This window comes from Halodesulfovibrio sp. (assembly GCF_025210605.1).
GTDB lineage: Bacteria > Desulfobacterota > Desulfovibrionia > Desulfovibrionales > Desulfovibrionaceae > Halodesulfovibrio.
Genome location: NZ_JAOARI010000035.1, coordinates 52,406 through 76,824, shown reverse-complemented (window position 1 = coordinate 76,824; position 24,419 = coordinate 52,406). Strand labels below are relative to the sequence as shown.

The following is a 24,419-nucleotide window of genomic DNA, read 5'->3' as shown; positions in this document are numbered from 1 at the left end:
CGCAGTTGTTCCTGCGACAGCAGGTTTTTGTCATAAACTTTAGCAAGAGTAGTGACGCCTATGCTTATACTGACCCGACGTGCGGGGGAGAGCTTGTGCATAGGGGACAACATAAAGGTCACAGTCCTCAGTGTACAAGGAAAGCAGGTAAAAATTGGATTGGATATACCGGATGGAATGCCAGTATACCGTGAAGAGGTTTATTTGCGTATTAAAGAACAGAACCGTCAGGCAAGTGAAACGCTCGACACAGACCTTTTAATGGCTACAGAATTATGGAAAAGCAAAAAGAAATCGTAATCGAAACCCGTATAGGAACACAAAGTATCTCTATGGATAAAGTCATTGAGTTTCCGCGTGGACTGCTGGGTTTTGAGGATCATCACAACTTCACGTTGCTTCAACTTCGAGATGCCTCTCCATTTCTTGTTTTGCAAAGTATGGATGCGCCTAATCTTGGATTCCTTGTGGCTGACCCATACAGTTTTGTTGATGATTATCCGGTAGTTATTAACTCGGTTGATGAAGAAACTTTGCAGGTAGAAGATCCGGCTGATGTTGCTGTGCTTGTGACAGTGACTATTCCGCATGGACGTCCTGAGAATACCGCTCTTAATTTAACCGGACCTATTTTGGTTAACAGAAAAACCCGTCGTGGTGTGCAAACGCCATTAAATGATCGTAATGTTCCTACACAGCTTTATTTAAATATTGAAAGCAGTTAGATTGTGCGGGCATGTATGTAAAAAAGGTGAGTTGATTATAATCAACTCACCTTTTTTTATTTGATTTTTAGTACAGTCAGCATTCTGACTGTGCTTGTACGCTAGTTAGATAACTTTATTTAATGCGTATTCAATAATGCCTTCTGCGCCCTCTGCCTTGAGGCGGGGAATCAAATCTCGAACAAGTCCTTGATCGACAACAATTTCGACGGAATGCCATGTTGTGTCTGTAAGCTCTGCAATCGTAGGAGAGTTCAGTGAAGGAATTTCGTTGAGAATCTCAGGGAGCTTGTCGCTTGGTACGTTCATTTTCAGACCTACAAGTGATTCTGCACGGAGTGCGCCTTGAAGCAGCAAATCAATCTGTTCGATTTTGCGACGCTTTTCAGGGTCAGCCCAAGCTGCTTCACTCGTAACAAGCTGCGTATTGGTAACCAGTACCTCTGCAATAATGCGCAAGCCGTGGGCGCGAATAGTCGTGCCTGTTTCGGTTACTTCTACAATTGCGTCAGCCAGCCCTTCAACAACTTTTGCTTCCGTTGCACCCCATGAGTATTGAACATCAACGTCGATCCCTGCGTCTTTGAAGTACTGTTTGGTAACGCCAAGCAGTTCGGTGGCAACGCGTTTTCCTGCGAGGTCCTCAGGGCGTTTGTACGGAGAGTCTCCGGCAACAGCCAGAACCCAGCGGGCAGGGCGGTTTGATACTTTGGAGTACACAAGGTCTGAAACTACTTTTACATCAGCACCGGTTTCCAGCAGCCAGTCTTTACCAGTAAGACCTACATCAAGAATACCGTCTTCAATGTATGAAGGGATTTCCTGAACGCGGCAGAGGCGGGCTGTAATTTCCGGATCATTGATTTCCGGAAAGTAGTTTCTGTGGTGCTGGTGGATTTTCCAACCGGAGCGCTCAAAGAGGCTGAGAGTTGGCTTTTCAAGAGAACCTTTAGGCAGACCGAGTTTAATAATAGGATTGCTTGAAGACATTATGAGTAGACCTCCTTAGGGTCGAAAACTAACGGCGAACAGATTGTAATGTCGCCTTCTTTGTTACGTTCACGATAAAAACAGCTTTTATACCCTTTATGGCAGGCCGCGCCGCCTTTTTGCTCTACGATCAGCAAAATAGTATCGCTGTCGCAGTCAAGGCGCACGGCCTTGATATGCTGGGTATGTCCTGACGTTTTGCCTTTATGCCAAAGCGTATTACGGCTGCGGCTAAAGTAATGGGCTTCGCCCGTTTCAAGAGTCTTGTTCCAAGCTTCTTCGTTCATATAGGCCATCATGAGCACATCGCCACTTGCTGCATCTTGTGCAATGGCGGGAACAAGACCACCTGTTTTCGCAAAGTCAGGGGTAAAGTCTGTCATTTAAGTCCCTTTGGTAGTCTTTGTTATAATGTTTCGGGAGGGATTTCCAAATTTGTAAATTGTATGTCTAACTAATAAGTTAAAGAGTTGCAACTCTCATTGTAGTAATCGCATACTGTGGCGTTAGCCTCCGGCGGCTCTCCGAGGGGCAGGCGCTGCCTTGCATCCGCAAGGGGGAATCCCCCTTGACCCGATTATACAAAATTTTTTTGTAGGTATGTTCTGTTTTAGATAGCTAATTTTTTTCGAGCCATGGTAGCGAGTGAATTATCTTCTTTAGTAAAAGTTAAATGCTACTTGCGGTAACAATAGCTAGTTAGCCAACAACATCTACATGTATGGAAGCCAGATGCTCCAGCTCTTCACTTAGAGACAGAGCATGCCCAAGCGTATCTGCCCAGCATACAAGACCATGCTTTTCCATATACACCGCATCGTGGGTCATTGCTGCTTTTCCTGTAGCCTTTGCAAGCTCGGTAGTTCCCGGTGCAAAGGCAGGTGCTGTTGTCATGCGTGAGCCAATCAACTCTGTCTCAAAAATAGGGAGTTGCAGCATTTCTTCTGGCTGAACTAACACCCCAAGCGCAAGGATTTTTGGTGGATGCGTATGCAGAATCGCTTGTGCCTTTGGCTGATTGCGATAGATTTCCAGATGCATTTCACCTTCGGAAGATGGTTTGCTACCTGCCAGAATAGCACCACTTGCGATATCTACCAGCACAAAATCTTTTGGTTCAAGGCAGCCTTTCGCTGAGCCTGTTGCAGTCATCAGGCAGGCATCTCCGAGACGAATGGATGCGTTTCCATTGAAGCCGGAAAAGAGTCTGCGGCTCCAAGCGCTGCGGCAGACGTGCGTGATTTCTTCGATATCTTCACGACGGATATCTACCGGAGTAATGAAGTTAGCGGGAGTCGGTGTCTTTTTGATGTCGATAAGCGGTGTTTTATCTAACGCTTCAAGCGGCTCAACCTTTAATCTGTTTGGTTCGACTTCAAGAACTGTAACAGTATGAACGCCTACAGGGTTCGGGCGTGCAGGGGAGCGTGTTGCAAATACACCGCGTTTAGGGCGGGAAGTATCTCCACGAGGGTGTACGGACATTGTTTTTCTGTCGGCTTGATGTAGCCATGTAAACAAATCTAGATGTTGCCCGACAACAATTCCATCCAGCCCTTCAGAAAACTCCGGTGCAACCTCAACCCACGCTTCTTTACCGCCTTCGTTGCCTTGTTTGGGGCAAGCTTCCAACGTATCAAATTGTGTACGGACCCTGCCGATGAAATGAATTTCTGCTGTCATGATTCGTATTCCTTGCGAGAAAGTAACACATAATGAGATCTTGTGGAAAAGAGGACAAGCGAGGTGTTGTTCTTTTTTCTAGCAAATATTTTTCAACAAATTGAAGTAACTCCCCTTAGCTGCTCTTACCATTTTACGATGTGGCTAAGGGGAATGTAAAACGGTTTGCTTGCTGTTGGGCAACTCATAGGCACCGCATGTGCTTCGAGAGAGCAGGCTTTTTGCTATGCAAAGTGGTCGAAACCGTGCTCTGTAACAACTTGCCCGTTGAGAAGAATTTTGCCGTTGTTTGTCACTGTTCCTAATTTCTGCATGAGCGGTAGCTTTCGACTCAACTCTGAAAAAATAGCGGCAGGGCATGTACCGAGCAATGCATAGTCTTCTCCGCCTTTAAATGCTTCCATAACAGGATCGAGGTCTTGTTCCAACGCATAGGACAGTTGTTCCGCATGGAGCATATCTGTGGTTATGTTGATGCTTGCTCCTTTACTGGAAGGCTTGTCGGCAGATCCTGCTGTTTTTTCGCCCAGCAAGCGTGGAATATCGCGTGCCAGTCCGTCAGATAAGTCCATCAGTGTAACTCCGCTGTAGGCGGTAATAATCTGTCCGGCTTCCAACTGCGGGGTTGGCAATAAATGCGCACGGGTAGCAGCAGGGTATTCATCCACGGCATTACGCCCGATACCTTCCAGTGCATACAGCCCTGTTCGGGCAAGACCAAGTGCGCCGATCAAAAAGATTACATCACCCTCGGAGCACCCTGTGCGGTTCAGGAACACGGGCGTTCCGCCAACGGTGCAGGTAGGTGCACCCCATATGGTTACGGATGTTCCTAAAATTGGTGATTTGGAAAGATCACCACCTGCAAGGGGTACATTGTATTGCTTTGCAAGGCTTGCCATTCCTTCAAAAAATTCATCCCAGTATGCCTGATTTCGTCCCTCGGGAATCATAAGATCAAGTGAAAAACCAAGCGGAGTTGCACCGGATGCTGCAATATCGCTCAAGCTTACTGCAAGTGCTTTGTGTCCTATTTCCGCCGGAGAAAAGTATTGTTCCCGAAAGTGGATATCTTCGAGAAACAAATCAGAAGATAAACACATACGCTCTGGGCACGAAAGAACAGCGCAGTCGTCGCCACGCCCTACAATAAGGTGAGCGTGGCTGTTAGGAAAATGGCGATCAATACAATCTAAAAAAGCAACTTCGGAAGATATTTTATTTGGGGTCATGGAGCAGCTCCTGAATATTGTCTTCTGACATAGGTGCACAGACAGTAAGAGTAACGTGTTTGCCAGAACAGGTCATGGATATTGCCTTACTCTTCCATGACTAAGTATGCTTCCATAATAACTTTAAGCCCGAAACCGGGGAAATTGACGCGGTATTTATCTGGCGGAAGGTGTTGAACAATTTTTCCGCGACCAAATATTTTATGCGTACAATATCCAAGCTTGCCGCCGTTAAGAGAGCTGCTGGAGGCTGCACTGGCGGTAGGCTTTGGCGCTGCGCTCTTTTTCTGTGGTGAACGATGAGGCGGTGTACTTGTCGGACGTGATGCCTGTGTTACCGTACCGGAGTAATTTTCGCGCCATTCTTCATACAGAGAACCGGGGATATCTCGTACAAACGGACTCGGGATAGCTGGTTCGTTGCCGCCTGTGCCGCGTGCATACAGTGAAGACGGAACAAACAATCCGAGGTACTTACGGGCGCGGGTGCACGCTACATACATAAGGCGTCGTTCTTCTTCGAACTCATCTGCTTTCTGTACAGCATGACGTGACGGGAAACGATCTTCCACTAAGTCGATAATGAGCACTGCGTCCCATTCCAAGCCTTTTGCAGAGTGGATTGTGGACAGCGTTATGAGTTCCGGATTTTCTTCTTCCTGCTTTTGTGTCGGGTCTTCTAAAGAAAGGTCAGATAAGAAGAGATCGATGTCAGAGTAGCCGGAAGCAATTTGCACAAGCTGGTCAAGGCCATGTTCACGGCGTGGGTAGTCATCCGGATAAATGGTTTTGAGCTTTGGCTTGTAGTGAGCGAGCACCTCTTCAAGCAGTTCAACAGGTTCAAGACGTTGGCGGCGAAGGGTATCGATCAAGTCGAGGTCTTCACGCAATTCAGGGTAGCGTACAAGCGCTTTTTGCAACTTGCTTGGGTCTTCTGCCTGTGTTGCCTCGTAGATTCGGATAGATGTTTTAGGACCTACCCCTTTAATGTTCGCTGTGAGGCGGTGGAATGCCGGTAAATCGAGTGGGTTTATAATCAGGCGCACGTAGCTCATTACGTCTTTAACATGCGCGGCGTCGGAGTATTTAAGTCCACCGAATTTACGGAATTTCAGTCCTAATTTGTTCAACTGCATTTCGACATGGTAGGACTGGTATCCTGCACGGAATAGCACGGCAATTTCGTTGTTTTTGTATTTTTTCCGAAGCTTGCCGATTTTATCCACAACCATTTTAGCCTGTGTCAGGTCAGAAAGGGGAACAAGTACTTCTGGTTTTCTGCCGTCTTTTTTATTTGAGAAAAGATTTTTCTGAAATGCCTGCGGGGCTTCTGCAAGAATAGAGTTGGTCAAATCAAGAATAGGTTGGATGGAACGGTAGTTTTCTTCCAACTTAACCATTTTGCAACCAGCAAACAGCTTCGGGAAATCAAGAATGTTCTGCACATTTGCGCCACGGAATGCATAAATTGACTGTGCGTCATCGCCTACAGCCATAACATTGCCGTGACCGCCTGCAAGAAGTCGAACAATACGTGCCTGCACAAGGTTGGTATCCTGATATTCATCTACCATGATGTACTTAAAGCGCTGTTGATAGTATTCGCGCACTTCTTTGTTCACGGTAAGAAGTTGTTCGAGCTTAAAAAGTAAGTCGTCGTAATCCAGTAGACCGTGCTGCGCTTTGTATTGCTCATATTCTGAGCCGATGGTGGCTATATCGTCACGGTATGCAGCAAGGTGGAAAGCTTCGCGACGCAGGATATCGTGGAGTTCCATCTCTTTGTTGCGGCTTTTAGAAAGCATTCCCATAACAGTTTGAATTTTAGGGAATGACTTATCACCCTTACCGATGGAAAGGTTATCTTTGCAGTATTTGAGTGCACCGTTAGCGTCCGCAGAATCCATAATGGAAAGCGTACCTTCGTACTCTTCCGGTGGGTTTTGGCGCAGGACAGAGTACGCAAACGCGTGGAAAGTACCGCCTGTGATGTTGCCGACGGAATGTCCAAGCAGCTCTGCTGCGCGGCTGAGCATTTCCTGTGATGCCTTACGGGTAAAGGTAAGCAGTAAAATTTCGTGAGGTGAAACACCTTGCTCGATCATGTTTGCAAGGCGGTATACCAGTGTGCGGGTTTTGCCGGAGCCTGCACCCGCGATAACAAGCATAGGCCCTTCTAACGTCGTAGCCGCTTCATACTGGGCTGGATTCAGTTCGTTTTTGTAGTCGATCATGATTCTATTTTTGATGCCTTCTGCGGGCAGGGGAACCTCTTTTCAAAAGTGCCAGCCGTTCTTGAAAATAAAAGATTACGGATGAAGCCAGTGAAACAAGGTTCCAGCTCTGCATTCCCCCTTTTGAAAAAGATAAGGGGCGCGGGGCATATCTATTTTGTGATTTTGTTATGTCGTAAGAACCTTTTCTTGGTGGAAAAAAGATTCTTTTTCAGGTCTAGCGATTTTCTAAAAAATGTTGTGACAAAGTCGTAATGCCTGAATGTGGAAAATTATGTGTTCCTGAAAGGTAGTTGTGCACACGCCGCGAGGCAACAGAAAAAATACACTGATTTGTGATTAAAAATTGTTAGCGAGGAAACGTGTTCCTCAGCTTAATGACAAAACAGTATTTTTAAAAAAAGTCATTGGTAAGCCGAAGCTGAGATCAAACAAGAATTGTTCTCACCTACTAGGGGGAGAGGAAGAATTATGTTCCCTGCCCGTCGGAGAGAAATGAAAAAGACGTAGTCATCGTTGCAGAAGGATTTAAAGAGTGCTGGAGCGGCTCTAAAACTTCACTGTTGTGCCTGTTAGCGTTCCTGTATGCCAAAGTGTCGAAGAAGCTCCACGCCAACATCCCGAACTTGTTGAGGCTGTGCGTTTTGACTGTCGTAAAAGAAAGTATCCTGTACAGAATGTGTTCCTGTCCGTCCAAAAAATCCAAATGGTTCTCGTCTGTTGAATTTAGCTTTCAGGTCAAACCCTGCAACAGGTTCGCAAACAAGGTTCGGGGCGAATTGCGCCATTTTCCCTGTATATAGTTCCCGCCCTCTATGGATTGTTTTGAACACTCGCTGCCCTTGGTAGGTAACCGTCATAAGATATTCGGAAATATGCTGTTCCAATGCTGGCGTATCTGCATCTGCAACACAGCCTCGAGCAAATCTGCTTGCGGTGTGGATGTAAATACGACCTGGATCAAGCGCAAAAGCTTTGCATTGCGGCGTGATCTGTTGTGCATCAAGCTCGTCACATGCTTCTGGTGGAAGGTGTGTTTTGAACAGCCCCATCTGGCGTAGCAACGTATTTACATCTACTTCGGTAATGAGCCTTGTGAACCCATGATCTGCCAAAGACATAAGGCGCTTTGGTTCCGGCAGGGCATCGTATGCGTCAAGAACTTCTCCTATGAGCATGTCCCATTCTTTTAGAAGAGAAATGCACTCGGCATGCCACGGGTGCTCTTCTTCCTCCACTGCGTCATAAAGAAAATGAAAGAGTCTGTCCGTTTCCGTAAGGACAAATATGAACAAGTCCCATGCGCCGTCTTTCCATAGGAGAGAGAAGGCATGTTTTCGAGCAGCCAGCGTTTGCCGCAGCTGGTCAAGTAAAAACGCAGGGTTTGTTGCACCTGTGGTGGTATCTGCTTCGAGCAAGAAGTCGGCACCGAGCATGTTCTTAAGAAATTTTGGATACACAGCTTGCGACAACTCATCTGCCACAAAACCGGAAATAAGCATGCCGTTGATAGGGCGGGCAGGGTATGTGTTCGGTAGATTTATACTGCGAGTGCGATATCCGGCTTCGGCAAGACGGTCAAAGACAGTTGGGTGCTGTGGCTGTTCAAAATTACAAAGCCCCATGGTGTAATCGCGGCTATGGATACGAGTGAATCCATAAACTCCGTGCTCTCCGGGGTCTGCTGCGGTGTAAAAGCTTGTCCAGTTTACGGGGGAAAGCTCTGGCAGTTCTGCGCGCATTTCGGTTGCGGTTGGTGTAAGGCGCGCTAGGGATGGAAATTCTCCGGTTTCAGCCAGCTTTTTTGCAAGAGACAGCGGGAGTCCATCTAACCCTAAAATAATAAGTTTGCCGTTGGTGTTGTTTTCTAACAATGACATGAACACCTGTTTATCAAATGGACATGTGCAGGGCTAGGGAATAAAAGAAGTGGTTTTTTAAATTTGAAAACAAGAATTGTTGTATCAAAAAGATGCGTTACGGTTAAAAAAAGATGTAAAATCTAATAATTTTATTTTGTAACAATGGTAAAGGGCAACAGTTTTAAAAATGTTGTTGTTTTTTATGTTGTTTTTGCGTGTAGAGATAAAATTATTATTCAGTTTGCCGATAATATAGCATGTGTTTATGGATTGGCGAAAAAACGGGGTAAAGAATGAGCTTTTTGTCGAACGTCTCAATGAAGCCTAAATTGATCGGATATTTTCTTGCTGTAGGTCTTCTGCCATTATTGATTATTGGCTGGATTGGAAGTGATAGCGCATCTGATGCATTAATGCGGCAGGCGTATGCACAGCTGGAAACAGTAGCAGAATCAATAAAGCATGATGTGGTGGAACTTCAGCATGAGTGGCGAGGTTCACTTCATGGTCTTGTTGGAACCGTAGGGTATTTGCAAAACTCTGCAACTGAAAAAATGAGTCTTCTTGAGAGTCAGCGTAAAAGTGAGATAGAGCTCTTCTTTCATGAGCAATCAGGAAAGCTGAATATGCTTGGTCATGATTCTGATCTCAACCGGATGACCAAAAAGTTTGTGCAAATTATGGCAACGGGTGACAGAAATTCTGCTCAGTGGAAGGAGCTGGATTCTGCTTCGCGTTGGACTATGCGCAGGCTCTGTAGCAAAAACCGCTGGAAAGACGTGCTGTTAATCAGTCCTGAAGGACAGATTGTTTACTCTACTAAAAAGCATAGTGACATTGGAGAAAAGCTGCCGACAGGGAAGCTGAAAAATTCCAATCTTGCTAAAGCATTTTATGAGATTAGTTCAAAAGCACACAGGGCAAAAACAGCAGATTTTGAAGTCTACCCCCCAATAGGCACAGAACCTGTCGGCTTTATGCTCACCCGACTTATCGACAGCCAAACCAACACGAGTGGGTATGTTGCTATTGCTATCCCTGCCTCACAAGTAAATGCCATTGCTCAAGACCGCACAGGTCTTGGCAAAACAGGTGAAGTTTATTTTGTTTCGCTGGCAGAAGAAGTACCTTCTTTGCGTAGTACGTTTGTGACACTTGGTGATGGCAAAATGACGTTCGGCGTTCCTATTACAACGGAATATATTCAAGCCATAAAAGAAACAAAACAGCCAGTGCAAGGGCTGTTTGTGGATAGTCAGGGTACTCTCTGCATGGTTTCTGGGCGACCATTGGAAATTGCCGGAGTGAATTGGGCAATGATTGTTAAGATAAATCTTGAAGAGGTCTTAGCAAACGAACAGCCTGATGGTTCTGGGTTATTTAAAGATTATACTACAGAAAAAGGATTTTCAGATCTCTACCTGATTCAGAAGAATGGTAACGTGTTTTATAGCGTAGCGCATGGAAGCGATTACCATACCAATGTTACAACAGGTACGTATGCTTCGACTTTGCTGGGTGATACGTTTAAACGTGCGCTGGCAACAGGGGATGCTGTTATTAGTGATTTTGCTCCGTATGCACCCGCAAATGGCGCACCGGTTGCTTTTTTAGCACAGCCGGTGAAAAAAAATGGCGAGGTGCAGTTTGTTGTCGGACTTCAGCTTTCTATTAATTCGATTAACGAAATTGTGACGCAACGGGCTGGCATGGGAAAAACAGGGCAGTGTTACCTTGTGGGGAGCGATAACAGAATGCGTTCTCGTACATTCCTTGACTCGGATAAGCGTAATGTTGCAGCGTCATTTGCTGGAACTGTAGAAAATAACGGAGTTAATACGGAAGCCACAAAATTGGCGCTTGCTGGTGAAAGTGGTATTAAAGAAATTTCCGGATACAATGGCAATACCGTGCTATCGACCTTTGCGCCTATCCAGTTTGGCTCCTCAACATGGGCGCTTATTGCAGAGATCGATCAAGCAGAAGTGACAACGCCTGTTGTGCAGCTTAACAATACTATTTGGATGGTTGCGCTGGGTATTGCGTTGGCTGTTGCGGTGTTGGCGTACTGTATTGCTATAACCATTACGAAGCCGCTGAGTCGAATTGTAGAATTTTCAAAACAGATAGCTCGTGGTAACTTTGGAGCCAAGGTCGCCGTTCAGCAAAAGGATGAACTTGGGCAGCTGGCTCTTGCAGTGCAGGCTATACCTGAAACGCTGCGCGATCTTGCCGGTACTGTTGAATCTCTGAGTGATGCCGTAAGCAAGGGTAATTTGCGTGAACGTGGTGACGCTACTCAATTCAACGGTGGCTATGAGGTCTTAATCAACAACATTAACGTGTTGTGTGGTGTTTTTGTAGAATTCCTTGATGTTATGCCTATGGTTTTGATGACCGTTGATACAGATTCAAACGCATTATTTATGAACCGTTTTGGTAAAAATCTTGGCTCAGATATTCTGCCGGAAAATGCGTCAGGCAATAAATGTTTTGATATGATGCACTCTACGGATTGTCAGACATCTCGATGTGTTTGTGATCGAGCTATCGCTAGCGGAGTAGAGGAAGTCTCTGAAGCTGATATGACGTTGAATGGTGAAGAGTCGCATACAAGTTTCTCAGCCATTCCTATTCGTGCTTCCGGCGAAATTGTCGGTGCGTTGAAGATTGTTGTCGATCAGACAGATATGATGAAAGCTCAGAATAAAATGCGTAATCTTGCAGAGCATGCCATAGAGATTAGCGACCAATTATCCTCTGCCGCAGAAGAGCTTTCCGCCCAGATTGAGCAGTCCAGCAAAGGCGCACATATTCAGAGAGAACGAGCTTCTGAGACAGCGACCTCCATGGATGAAATGAATTCAACCGTTATGGAAGTTGCAAAAAATGCGTCCAACGCCGCAGAAAACTCTGAGCAGACTCGTACAACAGCACAAGGTGGTGCTGAAGCGGTGCAGGAAGTTCTTGCTACCATCGGTGAAGTGAGCACTGTTTCATCTCAGCTTTCTGAAAGTATGGAAGAGCTTACCACTCAAGTTGCTTCTATTGGTGAAGTAATGGATGTGATTAATGATATAGCAGATCAAACAAACTTGCTTGCCTTGAATGCTGCCATTGAAGCTGCCCGTGCAGGTGAAGCTGGACGTGGATTTGCAGTGGTAGCCGATGAAGTTCGCAAGCTTGCAGAAAATACCATGAATGCAACAGAACAAGTAGGTTCTGCTATCGCCTCAATTCAGCGAGTAACAAAGCAAAACAGAGAAGAAGCCATACGCACAGTGGAAGCTGTTAAAAGCAGCACCGTACAGGCGCAGCACTCTGGAGAATTGCTTGAAAGCATTCTTACCTATGCGAATGATTCTGCCGATCAGGTGCGTGTCATTGCAACCGCAGCGGAAGAGCAGTCTGCCGCAGCGGAAGAGGTTTCAACCGCTACTGAAGAGATTAACCGCATTTCAGTCGAAACATCGCGGGCAATGGAACAATCTGCAAGTTCTGTAACAGAGCTTGCTAGCCTTGCAGAACGATTGAATCACCTGATTAGCGAGATGCGGTAACAATTCGATACCATAAAAAAGCTCTTTTTCTTTCAGGAGAAAGAGCTTTTTCATATGGTATGGAAAGTTTGCGGCGTTTTGGCTCAATACAAAAAGTTTGTTGAAGGTTGACAGAATTTGTATGGAGTGGCTTGAATGGCTTACGTATTTCACTAAGCAGGAGTAACCAATGGCGACATTTGATTGCGAAGTGTTAGGTTATGTACAGTACAACCCTGAGCTGAGCTATGCAGAATTAATAGAGTGTGAAGAAGAGCTAAAATTACAGCTTGCAGATGTTTTGCATGTTCAAGGTGCAAACCATGTAGATTTTATCGGTCTTGATGATGGGTTGCGAATCCAGTTCGTGTTAGCAGATTATGACGAAAATTTATTGCACAGCATTTGCGACGCAGTAATTCCGTTTTTTCCGGTACAAACGATTGCGCGCCTGTATGCTATTCAAAAAGACCTTGAATCTTCTACCCTGTTTCAGTTTGAAAAAGGGGCATGGAAGGAAGCTGGAATTGATATTTCATCTGGATTTTGCGTATAGTTAATGAAAAAATAAAAAAAATTGCATAATGTGGTTGACGACATGCCGCTTAGCGGTATAGAAGTCTTCACCTTTTCTGAGCCCGGGTGGTGGAATTGGTAGACACAAGAGACTTAAAATCTCTCGTCCTCAAGGACGTGCCGGTTCAAGTCCGGCCCCGGGTACCAGAGTAAAATCAAGCGTTTATGATAGCTTTTCGAAGTTGTTATAAACGCTTTTTTTATTCTTGGTGAATTCTTATCCCCAGTCTCTCCTCACTTACGTCATTACTGTGCTCAGTAGTTCCATTGTAGTTAATATCTTATGATTAAAGATAGTTTAAAATTTCGCCAGTCTTTATCTCAAGTTCTATTGTAAAAAACTCATTGAACTCATTGTATGTCAGGGTTTCATTAAGTCGTTCGATCATGTGTTCATCTTTCCTATTAAGAAGTTTGAAAATGATCTCTCCAGAAAACTTCATAAGAGCAGATTCGCCAATTTCACATGCTCCACTTCCTGTCGCACTAAACACGGTAATATCTCTGTACTCTTCAAGCATTAAGCACTCTTTGTAGCCTGTGACGTAGCTTAGTCCAGTGTTAGTAACAAAAGAAATATTTCCACCCAATTCGCTCTCATTGATAAAGTTCAGGTCGGTTACAGTGAGCTCTTCTGTATTGTTAAAGTCAGCAGAGTTTACTTCAAAATAGTCAGCTTCAACTTCGATCGCTCTTTTATTGCTGATCATGTCATTTTCAAGATAGATAGAATCAAAATAATCTGTGTTTTTCTTAAAAAATTTAATAAGTTGATTGGAAGTGTGGTTTGAAGAAAAGTAGTCTAAAATCTTTTGGCCGCCAGAAAATTCTATTTTTGTACCAAGCTGCTTTAAGTAGTTTCTGATTGAGCTATAGGTAGTTATCTCTTTGTTTTCTTTTAAGTGTTTTGACAGATTGCTATCATTGCTAATTACACTGCAGGGCCCCGCTTTCTCTACAAAGCTGTAAATTGTTGCAGCGATCATGGCGTCTGGAAAGTCTTTACGGTTCTTACGGGAGCCAAATGCGCCACCACCTTTGAAGTAATGTTCAAGGATTGATCCCATGAAGTGATGTTCAAAAGGAATAAGAGTCGCTTTTGACTCTTTAATCCAGTTTGTTAAGTTTGTTTCAATGTCTTTCTCTGCAATTTTTTCTATTTCTAAAAGCTGATTCTTAACAGCTTGGAAATCGGCTAAAAATTTATCTGAAAAATGATGTTGCTTAAGTGCCTTCTTGAGTGTCTTGCTGCATGAAGAAATATTATTGGAAAATTCTAATGCCTTGTTGCTAGTAAGTTCTCGAGTGACAATGTCTGGAAGGAACAGATTGATAATTCCAGCACTTGAAAGGGCGGCTAGTCGCTTTAAAGACGCTGAGCTTAAATGGTCATTGTGTAAGATGTTGGTATCAAGAAACACGTTCATAGTTAGCCTTTTTCTAATAATTTGTTTTTATTGTATGATTGATGGTAGCAGAAAGTGTGTATGAAGAACAAAATAATTGCATCAAGTTAATTTTTTTGCAAAAAACAATCAATCAGTAAACAATTTAAAAAGCATGAGGTGTTGATGAGCGAGCCTATTCCTTCTGAAGAGCAACTTGGTTGTGTAAAAGATTTTTTCCTAGAGTATTTACTTTCCCACTTTCAGCTTGCTGCAGAAGCTGCTTGTGAGGCATTTTCTGTGGATAAATATTTTGGGAATTACTCTTTTGGGGCAATCTGTTGGGAGAACCATTTCAATCGCTTCAGAGAAATAAAAGAGAAGGGATTAAAGCCTGCAAATCACATCCAGATCTCGAATAAGGACTTAATGTTTCATGTGCATGGTATTTCTTTTAGATGCCATAAAGTAGGAATAGATTTCATTCCTAGGGGCGGAAACAAAGCAAAAAAAGCAGCTTATGCTCAACCAGCTTTTGTTTTACCAGGTCTAGAAGACGAGTTCGATTTTCGTTGCGGCTCAATAATTATTGGGCTTCAGATTAGTGAGGAATGGGGATTAGAGAAAGCAGTTCTTGGTCGACTAGTCCCTGCAACTGGTAAAAAAGGAAAAAATGCTGTCGACTTTGTACCTTTTAAAACTTTGTTTACCCGAGAGCCAGTTACTGTGCCTGAGTTGCCAACTCTGGATATTGACACAGCACAGTCGGTGAGCAATACCTCTGCAGAAATAAAAACACGTTTGCGTCTCAGTAAAAAGGCAACGAAAGAGGTTGCTCCTGAGAAAAAAGACTCTGTATAGATGGAATCAAAAGTTAAGTTATGAAAAGAGCCCTGCAATATTATCTAAATACGTTTTCCCCCCAGTCAGTGACAGTGGCTCGAGAGTTGCGGGGTTTTACAAAAAAAGAACTTGCCGAAAGATTAGGGAAGACTCCTGCTGCTATTACTAGAATAGAGAAAGGTGACCTTGCCCCTGATATCGAAACTTTTTTTACTCTTTCTCGACTGTTGATGGTTTCACCAAGTTTTTTGTCGAATAAGACTTTTGATGCTGCATTGGTTGAACCGGATAAATGTCATTTTAGGTGCCTACGCTCAACTTCAGTTGCTGATAGAAGAAGAGCAATTAGAAAAGGCCAAGCAATAGCTAACTTACTTTTTCTATTTAAAGAAGAAGGGGTACTTTTTCCAGAAGATCAGTTTATAGATTATCAGAAGGAAGCTTCTTCGGTTTATGAAATAGAAGAGATTGCGCTGCAGATAAGAAAGGATATGGGACTTAATGCTTCTCCAATCGATGATCTAACAGCATTTCTTGAGAGTCATGGTGTTAATATTGTATACCTTTCTGGCGAGGAATATAAAAAGGTTGATGCCTTTTCGACTAGAATTTTGAATGTTCCATTTATCTTTTTGTGTAGCGATAAGCCCAGTAGTCGTCTTCGGTTTGATCTTGCGCATGAACTTGGTCATTTAATCCTTCATGGAGAAGGGGAACTTCATACAAGTAAAGAAGAGCGTGAAGCCAATCGCTTTGCAAGTGCTTTTTTACTTCCTTGGATGACTTTTAAAGAAGAATGTCCGAAGCGGTGGAACCTCAAACTATTTGTCGATCTTAAACTTCGATGGAAAGTGTCTATTGGTGCATTGTTATATCGAGCAAAAGATTTAAAAGTTATTTCAGAGTCGTCCTATACTCGTGCAGTTAAGAACATGAATGCTCAAGGGATTCGAATAAATGAACCTGGGGAATTTCCAAAAGAACAGTCTGTGCTTTTTGCAGAAGCTTTGCAGTTAATTGCGGATTCTGTCTCACTTGAGTTTCTTGAAGAAAAGACTGGGCTGCTTCAAAATGAGATTAAGGATGTGCTTGAGATTCAGGGTGTACCCGATAAACTGATCAATGAGTTGCAAAAGCAGAAAGCCAGTACAACATCAAAAATTTTAGCGCTTTACCCTTCATAGATTAATACTGAAAAGGCTCTTGAAATAACTCAAGAGCCTTTTTGTTTTTGCGGAAAATGCCCACCTTGAAAATTTTATCAAGGGTTAGGCTGCTAAAGTGGTTGCTAGAGTTTTTACAGGGGGGGCTAAAGGCTCTCAATATCGATGTACTTTCCAGGTTCATAACCAAGCAGCTTGGCAAACTTGGATGGCAATTCAGGTAAAGCATGAAATGCAGACGAATCTTTATACGAAAAAAATTGTACTAACTTATCGTCTACCAGTAACTCTAACTCTGCAATTTTTTGCATCCTGTTGACACCAGATGCAATGTCCTCTGACATCAATGCGTTAACAAGAAGATGATAACGCATTTCCCAATACATAACTAATGCTTCTGAGTACCTAGATAGAGGAGGAAATTCTCCTGAATTGTTTTTTGCATAGCTTACTGCATCTTTTAGTATTGATGTTACCGAGTTTGGCACATCACTAATGCCCTTAATTTTTGATGGGATTTTGATCTTGCATTTTTCATGATGCATAATCATGGCCATAATTATTTGGAAATTCATTGAGCCAAAGCGTTCAGTGATGGACGACGGCTTACCAACTGAATAAGTAAGAATGATGTGTTTTACGAATTCAGCTTGAAGTCTTAAATTCGCTGTTATTTTTTTAACTTTGTAGCCTAGCAAGTGCGATAGAACATCTTTATCCCCAAATGACTTTATCCGTGCTTTATAGAGCTTTTCCATCTTTATTTCGGTAGAATAGACGAAGTTTGCTAAGAATTTATTTGAGTGTACGCGAAAGGAATATTCCTGCAAAGATATTGCTGCATACAACCGGAATAGCAATTGATAAGTGTCAGGGAGATGGTCTGAAGAAGGTAGCTCCAGTAGGTTTTGCAATGCGATATCGATATTTCTAGTAGAATGGTTAGGGGATTTTTTTTTCTTCTCCAATTACCTCTGTGCGGATGTAAGGCGCCATATTTAAACCAGCTTCAGCTAGTTCTGTATTGATTCTTCGCGCTATTTTCAATTCATCCTCAGACATTCCATAAGCAAGATTGCAAAGTAGTTCTGCCAAGATTGCTGTATTGAGATAAGCTTTTTCTCGTTTGCTTGAATTTTTTTCAGCCTCGTATGGGTAAGATGAACGCAGTTCAAACTCAGCCTTGTTTTCGCAACGTTTTTCTATGAATGTGAAAAGTTGCTTTTTGTGATTTCGACTAATTCGATAAAATAAAGTGAGCACCTTGTATGCTGTGCTTCTATCGTCTTTAATAAGACGTTTAAAAGGAATGCCGACAAGCTTTGAGACGTGTTTTTTTATGTGCTTAACCAAGCCTTCTACATCGTCACCTCCATATGTTTCAGTTAGGTACTGAAATAAGTCAGCTTCAGATTGACTTGGGATTTTGCCAGGGTGACCAAGTTCGTAACCAGAAGAGAAAATGTGTTTTTTTTGCTCTTCTGTTAAGTGATTTTTGTATAGGTATTCAGAATAGTGAAGGCTGTGTTCTCCAGTGAGTACTTTTCCATCAAAGATAGTTCTAGTTTCTATCTGGTCTGGGTCATTTAGAAATGTCTTTAAATCCTCAGTAGATAGGCTGAGGCTTTGCTCTTTTAAGTAGGCCTCAATTCCTGAGGTTATGCAGCGATTCATACAAACTCCTTTTAGAATTCAAAGATGGGAGTACAGTCTTTGGTGTTGGTGGTAGAAGTTCCTTGGTCTTCTATCAGTGCTCTGGTTTGTTTTTTGGTAACCACAACTTTAGTTTTTGTATCAGCAAAGAGCTTGCAGCAACTTTGGACATCTGCTGTTGTGTAATCATAGTTGTGATGGCTATTCTTAGATAACTGTAAAGCCACCACTTCTTCGTCTACTCCATGAGCAATCATTGTTGCAATTCGCTCAACAGTATTACCTGCACGAGTTGCGGGAGTGCTGACTTTATCTAATGTATCAACTGTTAAGTCTTTAATGGTATGAATCATGATGGTTATCCTCCGGATTGTTATAGTAGGTGAGTTACTCAACCTATGTTTGGAACATATAGGAATTGTTTTAGAAATCAGGGGGAGTTTTTAAGAAATTTTAAATCCTATAGAATTGCTAAAATCCTACCCTGTCATACAGTATACAACTTGACAGGGTGTCATGTGCGGCTTAATCACTTGCGTGGTTAAGCCATTTTTTTATCCCACTTGTCTGGACTGGAGAGGGTCTAGACTACATGACACCCCTTTGGAGATGACACATGAGTAAAATCTACCTCTATGCCCGAGTTAGTTCGACAGACCAAAATACTGCTGCTCAATCTGAAGCTCTTATTAAAGCATATCCAGAGGGAGGATTGTTTGAAGAGAAGGCTTCAGGGACGAACACTGCAAGGCCAAAGCTGCAAGAGATTCTTCGTCATATAGATAAAGGCGACACGCTTGTTGTATGGAAAATGGATCGCTTTGCTCGTTCAACGAAAGATGCACTCAATATGCTCGAAGAGATTCAATCTAAGGGTGCATCATTAGTAATTCTGGATCGTAATATCGATACCAGTAGTCCTGAAGGACTGATGTTTTTTCAGACGCTCTCTGTAATGGCTGAGTTTGAGACTAATCTTCGAAAAGAACGTCAGATGCTAGGAATTGCAGCAGCCAGAGAGCGTGGCGTGTATCGAAAGAAGAATGGTGAAGCTCATAATAAGCAGCATTCTGATGTGGTAATTATGGAGCATGTAGCACAAGGCAAAAGTGTTGCTCAGATTTCTAAACTTATGGGATGTTCAGAAAGTACTGTTGCGCGGGCTAAAAGAAGAGCGAAGAGTTAAGAGGGATAATAATATTATAATATTCTAATTTGATAGGTTTAATGGGCTAATTTACAAGATATCAAGGTTCTCTTCTGAAAAGGAGTACAAGTATGTCAAAAAAAACAAAACAGCCTGTTAAGCAGCATTATGTGCCAAAATTTATCCTAAAAGGTTTTGCTAAGAACCCGCGTGCGAAGAGGAAAATGGTTTTTGTGTATGATAAGCACAGCGATATAATTTTTACTGCGAATATCCGAGATGTGGGCTGCGAAAATAAGTATTATGATTTCAAAATAGAAGACTTTAAGGTCACAGCTGAGTTTGGACTTGCACGAATAGAAAACGAACTTGCTCCAATAGTTTCTAACATCGTCTCACGTCAGCGTATTGATGATCTGACGTTCGAGGAGCGAGGTGCAATTTCTTTTTTCATTGCTATGCAAATGACTCGTTCTCCAACGACTCGAGAGCATTGTGCTTGGATTTCCCAAATGTTTTTTGATATTGCTGAAGAACTTACAGGAGTACGTGAGCTTGAAGGAGAACAGGAACCTTCAGAAGAAGAGATAAAAGCCAATGCGTGCATGTTAATTCCTGAGTGTGAGGAGTTTGCAAAACTAATTTTCCTTAAAAAGTGGTTTTTACTAACCCCTCCAGCAGGCGCTGTATTTCATCTTTCGGATACCCCTGTTGTTTTGGCAAACGATAACGATAGCCCTTTGAGAGCTTCATTAGGTCTCGCTTGTAAAGGCATTCAAATATATATGCCATTGTCAAAAAATATCGTTTTAGCAATGTATTGCCCTACATTGACAGATAAGCTTGAAAATGAAGCAAAAGAATTATTGGCAAAGATGACCCTCTTGTCTTCTTTTCCACGAGCAGGAAAAGTGCAAGCAGAGTCAGTGCTTGCAGCTTTGAGTGGTGAAAGCCCATTACTTTGTGAAGACGATCATGTTACCTTTATAAACTCGCTTCAAACAGAATGGTCACGACGATATCTTTATTCAAGTACGAATGATTTTTCTTTGCCAAAGCGCATGATTGAAGATCATCCAGAATACAAAGAAGGTATGAAGTGGAAAGTGCACGGTTTTGAAAAGAAAAGCTGATGAGTTTAGACAAATAAAAGGCACAGCATTATGCTGTGCCTTTTGTTTATCAATTACTGGCGAGTAAGTGGAAGTACAGTAGGAATAGATGCTCTTTTTTTGATCAGTTCAGCAATCTTTTCCTGTTCCTCTGAATTGCTCTGGAGAAATTTCTGGTAGCTTTCAATAGCTACTGCAGGATAGGCATTAACAGTATTGAAGTGCTGTCCAGGTACCTTCTTGATAGGGCGTTCTCCTGATTCACACCAGTGCGTAAGGCGAGTACCAAGAGCCCAAAATACTGCATTAGTATTAGCTTCTGGAAACATTTCCTTAGCCCAAGTAATTGTATCAGCTTTCATCCAGTGTTCACCTTCCCCTAATCTATTTTCCAGCTTTCTAATTTTTTTATTCTTAGCAGAAATGTTTTCCACCATTGATGCTTCACGTTCTCCGCTAATCCTTCCTTTTGACTGGCGCTCTTCAGACAGTTTTGCTTTGAGTTCATTTCTTTCATCTGCTGCTTCAATTAGTTGGGTCACAGCTTCTGAGTAGTTTTTTGGAAGTGAAGGCAGTGTGCCAGGGATATAGTTTTCTGGTAGGTGAAGAGCTTCTTTTCGATAGATAGAAGGGAGTGCTTCAGAAATGAACCATTCTCGATATTCGTCAGGTTAAAGGTAGCCTAATCGGTGAAGAAGATAGAGCAGTCCGGACACTGTTACATAATCTTCAGTATTTTTTTATCCTGCTCGATAGAAGAAGTGTATGAACACAGTTCTTCTTCTGTAAGTAAATTCTTTGTATGGCTAAAGTTAGCCCCAATTGCTCTGCAAATATCTGAAAGTGAAAAATAGTAATTTTCATTTTGGTAAAAGTAGCGTGTGTTCCATTCTGAATCGTTATCGATGACGAAAGGGATGAATGCTACTGGGGTGCTGTTTGGCATGGATGTTGTCGTGGAAATATTTTTCATGTTTTTTTTTTCATGATCATCATTGATCAATTTAATTTTATGGGAACAAAAAAAAAGGGGGGGGTATGATCAGTGTGCCAACTTCTTATTGATAAAATAAAGTTACGTCTGAAAACCATACTTTTACCTTCCTCTTGCCAGATTGAATTTCAAAAAGTCTTTTTATTAAAGTATTTTAATATCTTGTTGCTTGCAGCTCTTAGTAATGTGAAATTAATTAGAACAGAGCCTTATAATTATCTAATAATGATAATAAGAAACGTATCCAGGCCTTTGGCCTGGCACCCTCTATAAATAAATGAAATTATTGTGTGTGTATTCGTTGGGTCAAGATTAGCTTCGGGTTTTAGCTAAACTTACAGTTTGTAAGGGTTACCCAGCTTTTTGCTTCAATTTGGGGCATGGGTTGAATAAAGTATTCATTAGATTTTCTATCTCCTGATTTGTTGTTTTTTGAGCGTAAGAAAAGACCCCAGATTGTCTGGAATTTTTGAGCCTTACTTCTCAATGTATTGATTTATTTACCTAGGATCAGGTATACGGTCGCTCTTACTGCGAAAGAGCGTAGCTTTTACTGCGACTTCCAGGGATATCTGTTGCGATAATGCTTCCTGATTCCACTGCAGCGGTAATTCTGCGTTGTGCTTCAGTCTTTTTCACATCAGATGAGCTCATCATGGCAGCGATAAAGTCTTTTTGAGAATTAAATGGCTTACCATGATCCTGCAGTGCTTTCACTGCTAGTACTCCTTTTTCCTCCAAGATGTTACAGTCTGTAATTGGGTCAGTTGTGAACCAAAGATTTTCGTCCCTATAGAGAGTCAATTCTGTTTTTTTGATTTTGAAATTACGGGCTTTTTCATGATGAAAGATAATTTTTTTTCCATCCTTCGAACCTCTAGCGTGAGAGAGCTTAATGATATTAGGTGCCCAGTCTGAAATTGCTTGAGCCCCTCGTCCCCCTTGAGAATAAGTGTTTCCGCTTTTGGAAACATGGTGGACTAGTATTAATGAAGCATTCGCGCTTTTGATTACTGCAAATAAGTTATCTAGTAACTCGCGCATCTTGCAATTGTCATTTTCAGAAACTTTGATGAACGAAATCAAAGGATCGATAATGACCACATCGATGCATTGTTCTTTGATAATATCCCCCATCTCAGTCAAGAAGTCGTCATTACCAATATCCCCAGTAACACAGCCACTATTATGCATTTGAGCTGTAAACACATGTTCTTCGATTGAGTTTCTTTTTTCAGAATCCTAGCAGCAACAGCTTGATCACTATTTTCTGCCTGAACAAATAACGTGCGAAAATTTTTAGTGATTTTAAATTCATTGAATAAGCTTGGCTTACTTTTCATCCCTCCAGTGATAGCGATTTGGTTTATCATCAAGGATTTTCCTAAACCAGAAGTAGCGCAAAGAAGTAGGGCATCCTTTCTGCAGAGGAGATCTTCGAGAATTGGATTCGATTGAGTCTCAACTTTAAGTAATTCTCTTCCTGTCATTACTGAGAGTGTCTTTGAAGCAGGTAGAGAAATGGTAAAATTAGATAACAGTGGGGGTGACTGATTTTGGAGAATATTTTTGTTGCTTAGAGGCATATTTTTTCTTTCTTAATAAAATTAAATTGTTGTGAGCTCGCAGGAGTCCAAGGGTACTTTTTAGAACACGCATTTTTGGAAAAGCGGCTTACTTCTACACAAAAAAAAAGTTTATATGCAAGAAAAACAATTCTGAGACGTTTTTTTCGCACAACTTGTACTTAACGATGGGATAAAGGCAAAATGGCTCTTAAAGTCAGTTTTAAGTTTGTTTTTTCTTAAAAGTGTTATTTAGAAATAAAATGAGATTGAGTTAGGAACATTTTAAGAGCATTTGTGGATAAGTTTAGACAAGTGTGAAAAACTAAAGCATCTCAAGAGCAGCAAGTTTCTGTAGCTCGTTGCCATGCATGTACCTTAAGGCCATCGCAGGCACTTTCCAGCCCATGATGTCCATCAAGGAACGTAAATCGAGCCTGTTTGCGAGCTCTGTTGCGACTGTATGCCGAATACTATGAAAAGTTATTCGATCAAGCCTCGCACGACCTTCATTAAATCCTAGTGTCTGTATACATGTTCTGAAAGTCGCTGGTGCTTCGTAATAGGGAGTGTAGTCTTTTCGCAAAAAGACTCGATTTGTGGGAGTACGCTCTTCACAAGAGAGCAGTAGGGATTGCAATGTATTACTAATGGGTATGGTTCTGGATGAACCATTTTTAGTATTGTCGAATGTGATGTGGGTATTTGTGATATGTCGCCATTCAAGTTTGAATGTTTCACTTGCTCTGCAGCCAGTTAGAAATGCAAAGAGTGTAATTCGCCAAGCATTTGCATCATTTTCTTTTAGGTAGTTAAGAATCATTTCTTTTTCGTGGGGTTGGATTGTGCGCTTTCGGCGATTGTCATTGGTGATGGTGGTACCTACAGCTTTAGCACTTGGTGGGCTTTGCGAGATGATTCCTCTTAGGTGAGCGTGCCTAAGTACTCTTCGTAACGTGCCTGAAATATATTCGATAGAACGTTCTGAGAGCTTTTTTTCGACTAGATTGGTTATAATTTTGTCCCAATCTATGATTGAAATGGTAGCAAGTTTCTTTTCTCCGAGAACTGGAGATAAGTGGTTAACAAAATGACTTTGTTCTTTATGCCATGACTTTATCTTAGTTCGCTTAGCAAATGATAAGTAGGATTCTTTCCAGTAGCTATTGAGTGTTGCTTCCACTTCAGGCTTGGCTGTCTGAGTTTGTTTTTTTGTTTCTGTTGATGTGGATGTGGTTTTGCCTTTTTGCAGTTTAGGAGTTCGTTGTAGGCTTTTTCTGCCGTCCACCCACCCGAACTCCATCCGAGACCTAATTCTTTACGTGTTCCATTTTTTTGAAAGCGAGCAGTGAAGTATTTATCCTTTCGACGATTGTGTCTTCTGGTGTTGTGTTCATAAAAGCGTACGCCAGGGAATTTGGTTTTGTGCCAGATAATTTTTGCCATACTGATTCATTCTCTCCCCACTTTCTCCCCAGCTTGCGTAGGGGAAGTGGCGTTTTGTAATTTCTACAAAACTGAGCTTTTGAATTAAATTCAGTAAAAACGTAATGTTATTTGTTTTGTCTGGGGTGAGGTTTGGTGTGAATTAAGACTTAAAATCTCTCGTCCGCAAGGACGTGCCGGTTCAAGTCCGGCCCCGGGTACCAGAGTAAAATCAAGCACTTACGATGATTTCTAAAATTGTTGTTAGTGCTTTTTTTTTGCCCTTTATTC

Annotated in this window: 23 protein-coding genes and 1 tRNA gene; 9 read left to right on the top strand and 15 right to left on the bottom strand. The window is 42.3% G+C overall.

The genetic code is table 11. The annotated features are described in order from the left end of the window. Positions 1 to 60: 60 nt before the first annotated feature. Positions 61 to 300 (top strand): carbon storage regulator CsrA, encoded by a 240-nt coding sequence (csrA, locus tag N4A56_RS13855; protein ID WP_293669289.1) that lies wholly within the window; start codon positions 61 to 63, stop codon positions 298 to 300. Beyond that, positions 276 to 725, top strand: coding sequence for a flagellar assembly protein FliW (fliW, locus tag N4A56_RS13850; protein WP_293669291.1), 450 nt, complete (start codon positions 276 to 278; stop codon positions 723 to 725). The genes csrA and fliW overlap by 25 nt, the downstream gene beginning before the upstream one ends. A 105-nt stretch (positions 726 to 830) precedes the next feature. Here fliW and hisG read toward each other — a convergent pair whose 3' ends face one another. The 6 genes from hisG to N4A56_RS13820 form a co-directional block, all read right to left on the bottom strand. Beyond that, on the bottom strand, positions 831 to 1,715 hold the full coding sequence (gene hisG / locus N4A56_RS13845; RefSeq protein ID WP_293669292.1) for an ATP phosphoribosyltransferase: 885 nt from the start codon (positions 1,713 to 1,715) through the stop codon (positions 831 to 833). Beyond that, a complete protein-coding gene (hisI, locus tag N4A56_RS13840; RefSeq protein WP_295548222.1) occupies positions 1,715 to 2,098 on the bottom strand; it encodes a phosphoribosyl-AMP cyclohydrolase in 384 nt (127 codons plus the stop codon). The genes hisG and hisI overlap by 1 nt, the downstream gene beginning before the upstream one ends. Positions 2,099 to 2,414: 316 nt before the next feature. After that, positions 2,415 to 3,398 carry a tRNA (N6-threonylcarbamoyladenosine(37)-N6)-methyltransferase TrmO gene (gene tsaA, locus N4A56_RS13835; protein ID WP_295548220.1) on the bottom strand — a complete coding sequence of 328 codons (984 nt, stop codon included), beginning with the start codon at positions 3,396 to 3,398 and terminating at the stop codon, positions 2,415 to 2,417. Between the two features lie 224 nt (positions 3,399 to 3,622). Beyond that, positions 3,623 to 4,630, bottom strand: a complete 1,008-nt coding sequence (thiL, locus tag N4A56_RS13830; protein ID WP_295548217.1) for a thiamine-phosphate kinase — start codon at positions 4,628 to 4,630, stop codon at positions 3,623 to 3,625. Between the two features lie 86 nt (positions 4,631 to 4,716). Continuing rightward, positions 4,717 to 6,864, bottom strand: a complete 2,148-nt coding sequence (locus N4A56_RS13825; protein WP_295548215.1) for an ATP-dependent helicase — start codon at positions 6,862 to 6,864, stop codon at positions 4,717 to 4,719. A 572-nt stretch (positions 6,865 to 7,436) separates the two neighbouring features. Then, the gene (locus N4A56_RS13820) at positions 7,437 to 8,744 is read right to left on the bottom strand and encodes an alkaline phosphatase family protein (protein ID WP_295548213.1); all 1,308 of its coding nucleotides are present in this window, start codon (positions 8,742 to 8,744) and stop codon (positions 7,437 to 7,439) included. A 275-nt stretch (positions 8,745 to 9,019) separates the two neighbouring features. Here N4A56_RS13820 and N4A56_RS13815 point away from each other — a divergent pair, with 275 nt between their 5' ends. From N4A56_RS13815 to N4A56_RS13805, 3 genes are all read left to right on the top strand, one after another. After that, entirely contained in the window at positions 9,020 to 12,286 is a 3,267-nt protein-coding gene (locus N4A56_RS13815) for a methyl-accepting chemotaxis protein (RefSeq protein ID WP_295548210.1), read from the top strand. Between the two features lie 169 nt (positions 12,287 to 12,455). Further along, entirely contained in the window at positions 12,456 to 12,821 is a 366-nt protein-coding gene (locus N4A56_RS13810; protein WP_295548208.1) for a hypothetical protein, read from the top strand. 80 nt (positions 12,822 to 12,901) lie between these two features. Next, a tRNA-Leu gene (locus tag N4A56_RS13805) sits at positions 12,902 to 12,988 on the top strand. A gap of 140 nt (positions 12,989 to 13,128) precedes the next feature. Here the strand turns inward: N4A56_RS13805 and N4A56_RS13800 are convergent. Next, on the bottom strand, positions 13,129 to 14,268 hold the full coding sequence (locus N4A56_RS13800; RefSeq protein ID WP_295548206.1) for a PIN domain-containing protein: 1,140 nt from the start codon (positions 14,266 to 14,268) through the stop codon (positions 13,129 to 13,131). Between the two features lie 144 nt (positions 14,269 to 14,412). Here N4A56_RS13800 and N4A56_RS13795 point away from each other — a divergent pair, with 144 nt between their 5' ends. Then, complete coding sequence (locus tag N4A56_RS13795) at positions 14,413 to 15,087, top strand: hypothetical protein (protein WP_295548204.1); 675 nt, start codon at positions 14,413 to 14,415, stop codon at positions 15,085 to 15,087. Positions 15,088 to 15,107: 20 nt separating this feature from the next. Beyond that, positions 15,108 to 16,253, top strand: coding sequence for an XRE family transcriptional regulator (locus N4A56_RS13790; RefSeq protein ID WP_295548202.1), 1,146 nt, complete (start codon positions 15,108 to 15,110; stop codon positions 16,251 to 16,253). A 125-nt stretch (positions 16,254 to 16,378) separates the two neighbouring features. Here N4A56_RS13790 and N4A56_RS13785 read toward each other — a convergent pair whose 3' ends face one another. From N4A56_RS13785 to N4A56_RS13775, 3 genes are read right to left on the bottom strand one after another with little or no spacing between them, the layout of a single operon-like run. Continuing rightward, complete coding sequence (locus tag N4A56_RS13785; RefSeq protein WP_295548199.1) at positions 16,379 to 17,200, bottom strand: hypothetical protein; 822 nt, start codon at positions 17,198 to 17,200, stop codon at positions 16,379 to 16,381. Continuing rightward, a complete protein-coding gene (locus N4A56_RS13780) occupies positions 17,175 to 17,906 on the bottom strand; it encodes a hypothetical protein (RefSeq protein WP_295548196.1) in 732 nt (243 codons plus the stop codon). The genes N4A56_RS13785 and N4A56_RS13780 overlap by 26 nt, the downstream gene beginning before the upstream one ends. 11 nt (positions 17,907 to 17,917) lie before the next feature. Then, the gene (locus tag N4A56_RS13775) at positions 17,918 to 18,238 is read right to left on the bottom strand and encodes a hypothetical protein (RefSeq protein ID WP_295548194.1); all 321 of its coding nucleotides are present in this window, start codon (positions 18,236 to 18,238) and stop codon (positions 17,918 to 17,920) included. A 263-nt stretch (positions 18,239 to 18,501) separates the two neighbouring features. Between N4A56_RS13775 and N4A56_RS13770 the strand changes: the two genes are divergently transcribed. Continuing rightward, on the top strand, positions 18,502 to 19,071 hold the full coding sequence (locus N4A56_RS13770) for a recombinase family protein (RefSeq protein WP_295548191.1): 570 nt from the start codon (positions 18,502 to 18,504) through the stop codon (positions 19,069 to 19,071). Between the two features lie 92 nt (positions 19,072 to 19,163). Then, positions 19,164 to 20,165, top strand: coding sequence for a DUF4238 domain-containing protein (locus N4A56_RS13765; protein ID WP_295548189.1), 1,002 nt, complete (start codon positions 19,164 to 19,166; stop codon positions 20,163 to 20,165). Between the two features lie 53 nt (positions 20,166 to 20,218). Here the strand turns inward: N4A56_RS13765 and N4A56_RS13760 are convergent, their stop codons facing one another. The 5 genes from N4A56_RS13760 to N4A56_RS13740 form a co-directional block, all read right to left on the bottom strand. Further along, positions 20,219 to 20,686 carry a hypothetical protein gene (locus N4A56_RS13760; RefSeq protein WP_295548187.1) on the bottom strand — a complete coding sequence of 156 codons (468 nt, stop codon included), beginning with the start codon at positions 20,684 to 20,686 and terminating at the stop codon, positions 20,219 to 20,221. Between the two features lie 176 nt (positions 20,687 to 20,862). Further along, complete coding sequence (locus N4A56_RS13755) at positions 20,863 to 21,117, bottom strand: hypothetical protein (RefSeq protein ID WP_295548185.1); 255 nt, start codon at positions 21,115 to 21,117, stop codon at positions 20,863 to 20,865. Between the two features lie 549 nt (positions 21,118 to 21,666). Continuing rightward, positions 21,667 to 22,347: an AAA family ATPase gene (locus N4A56_RS13750; RefSeq protein WP_295548184.1), complete on the bottom strand. Its 681-nt coding sequence runs from the start codon at positions 22,345 to 22,347 to the stop codon at positions 21,667 to 21,669. Beyond that, entirely contained in the window at positions 22,281 to 22,724 is a 444-nt protein-coding gene (locus tag N4A56_RS13745; RefSeq protein WP_295548181.1) for a hypothetical protein, read from the bottom strand. Before N4A56_RS13745 ends, N4A56_RS13750 begins: the two co-directional genes overlap by 67 nt. A gap of 304 nt (positions 22,725 to 23,028) precedes the next feature. Next, positions 23,029 to 23,991, bottom strand: a complete 963-nt coding sequence (locus N4A56_RS13740) for a site-specific integrase (protein WP_295548178.1) — start codon at positions 23,989 to 23,991, stop codon at positions 23,029 to 23,031. Between the last annotated feature and the right edge of the window lie 428 nt (positions 23,992 to 24,419).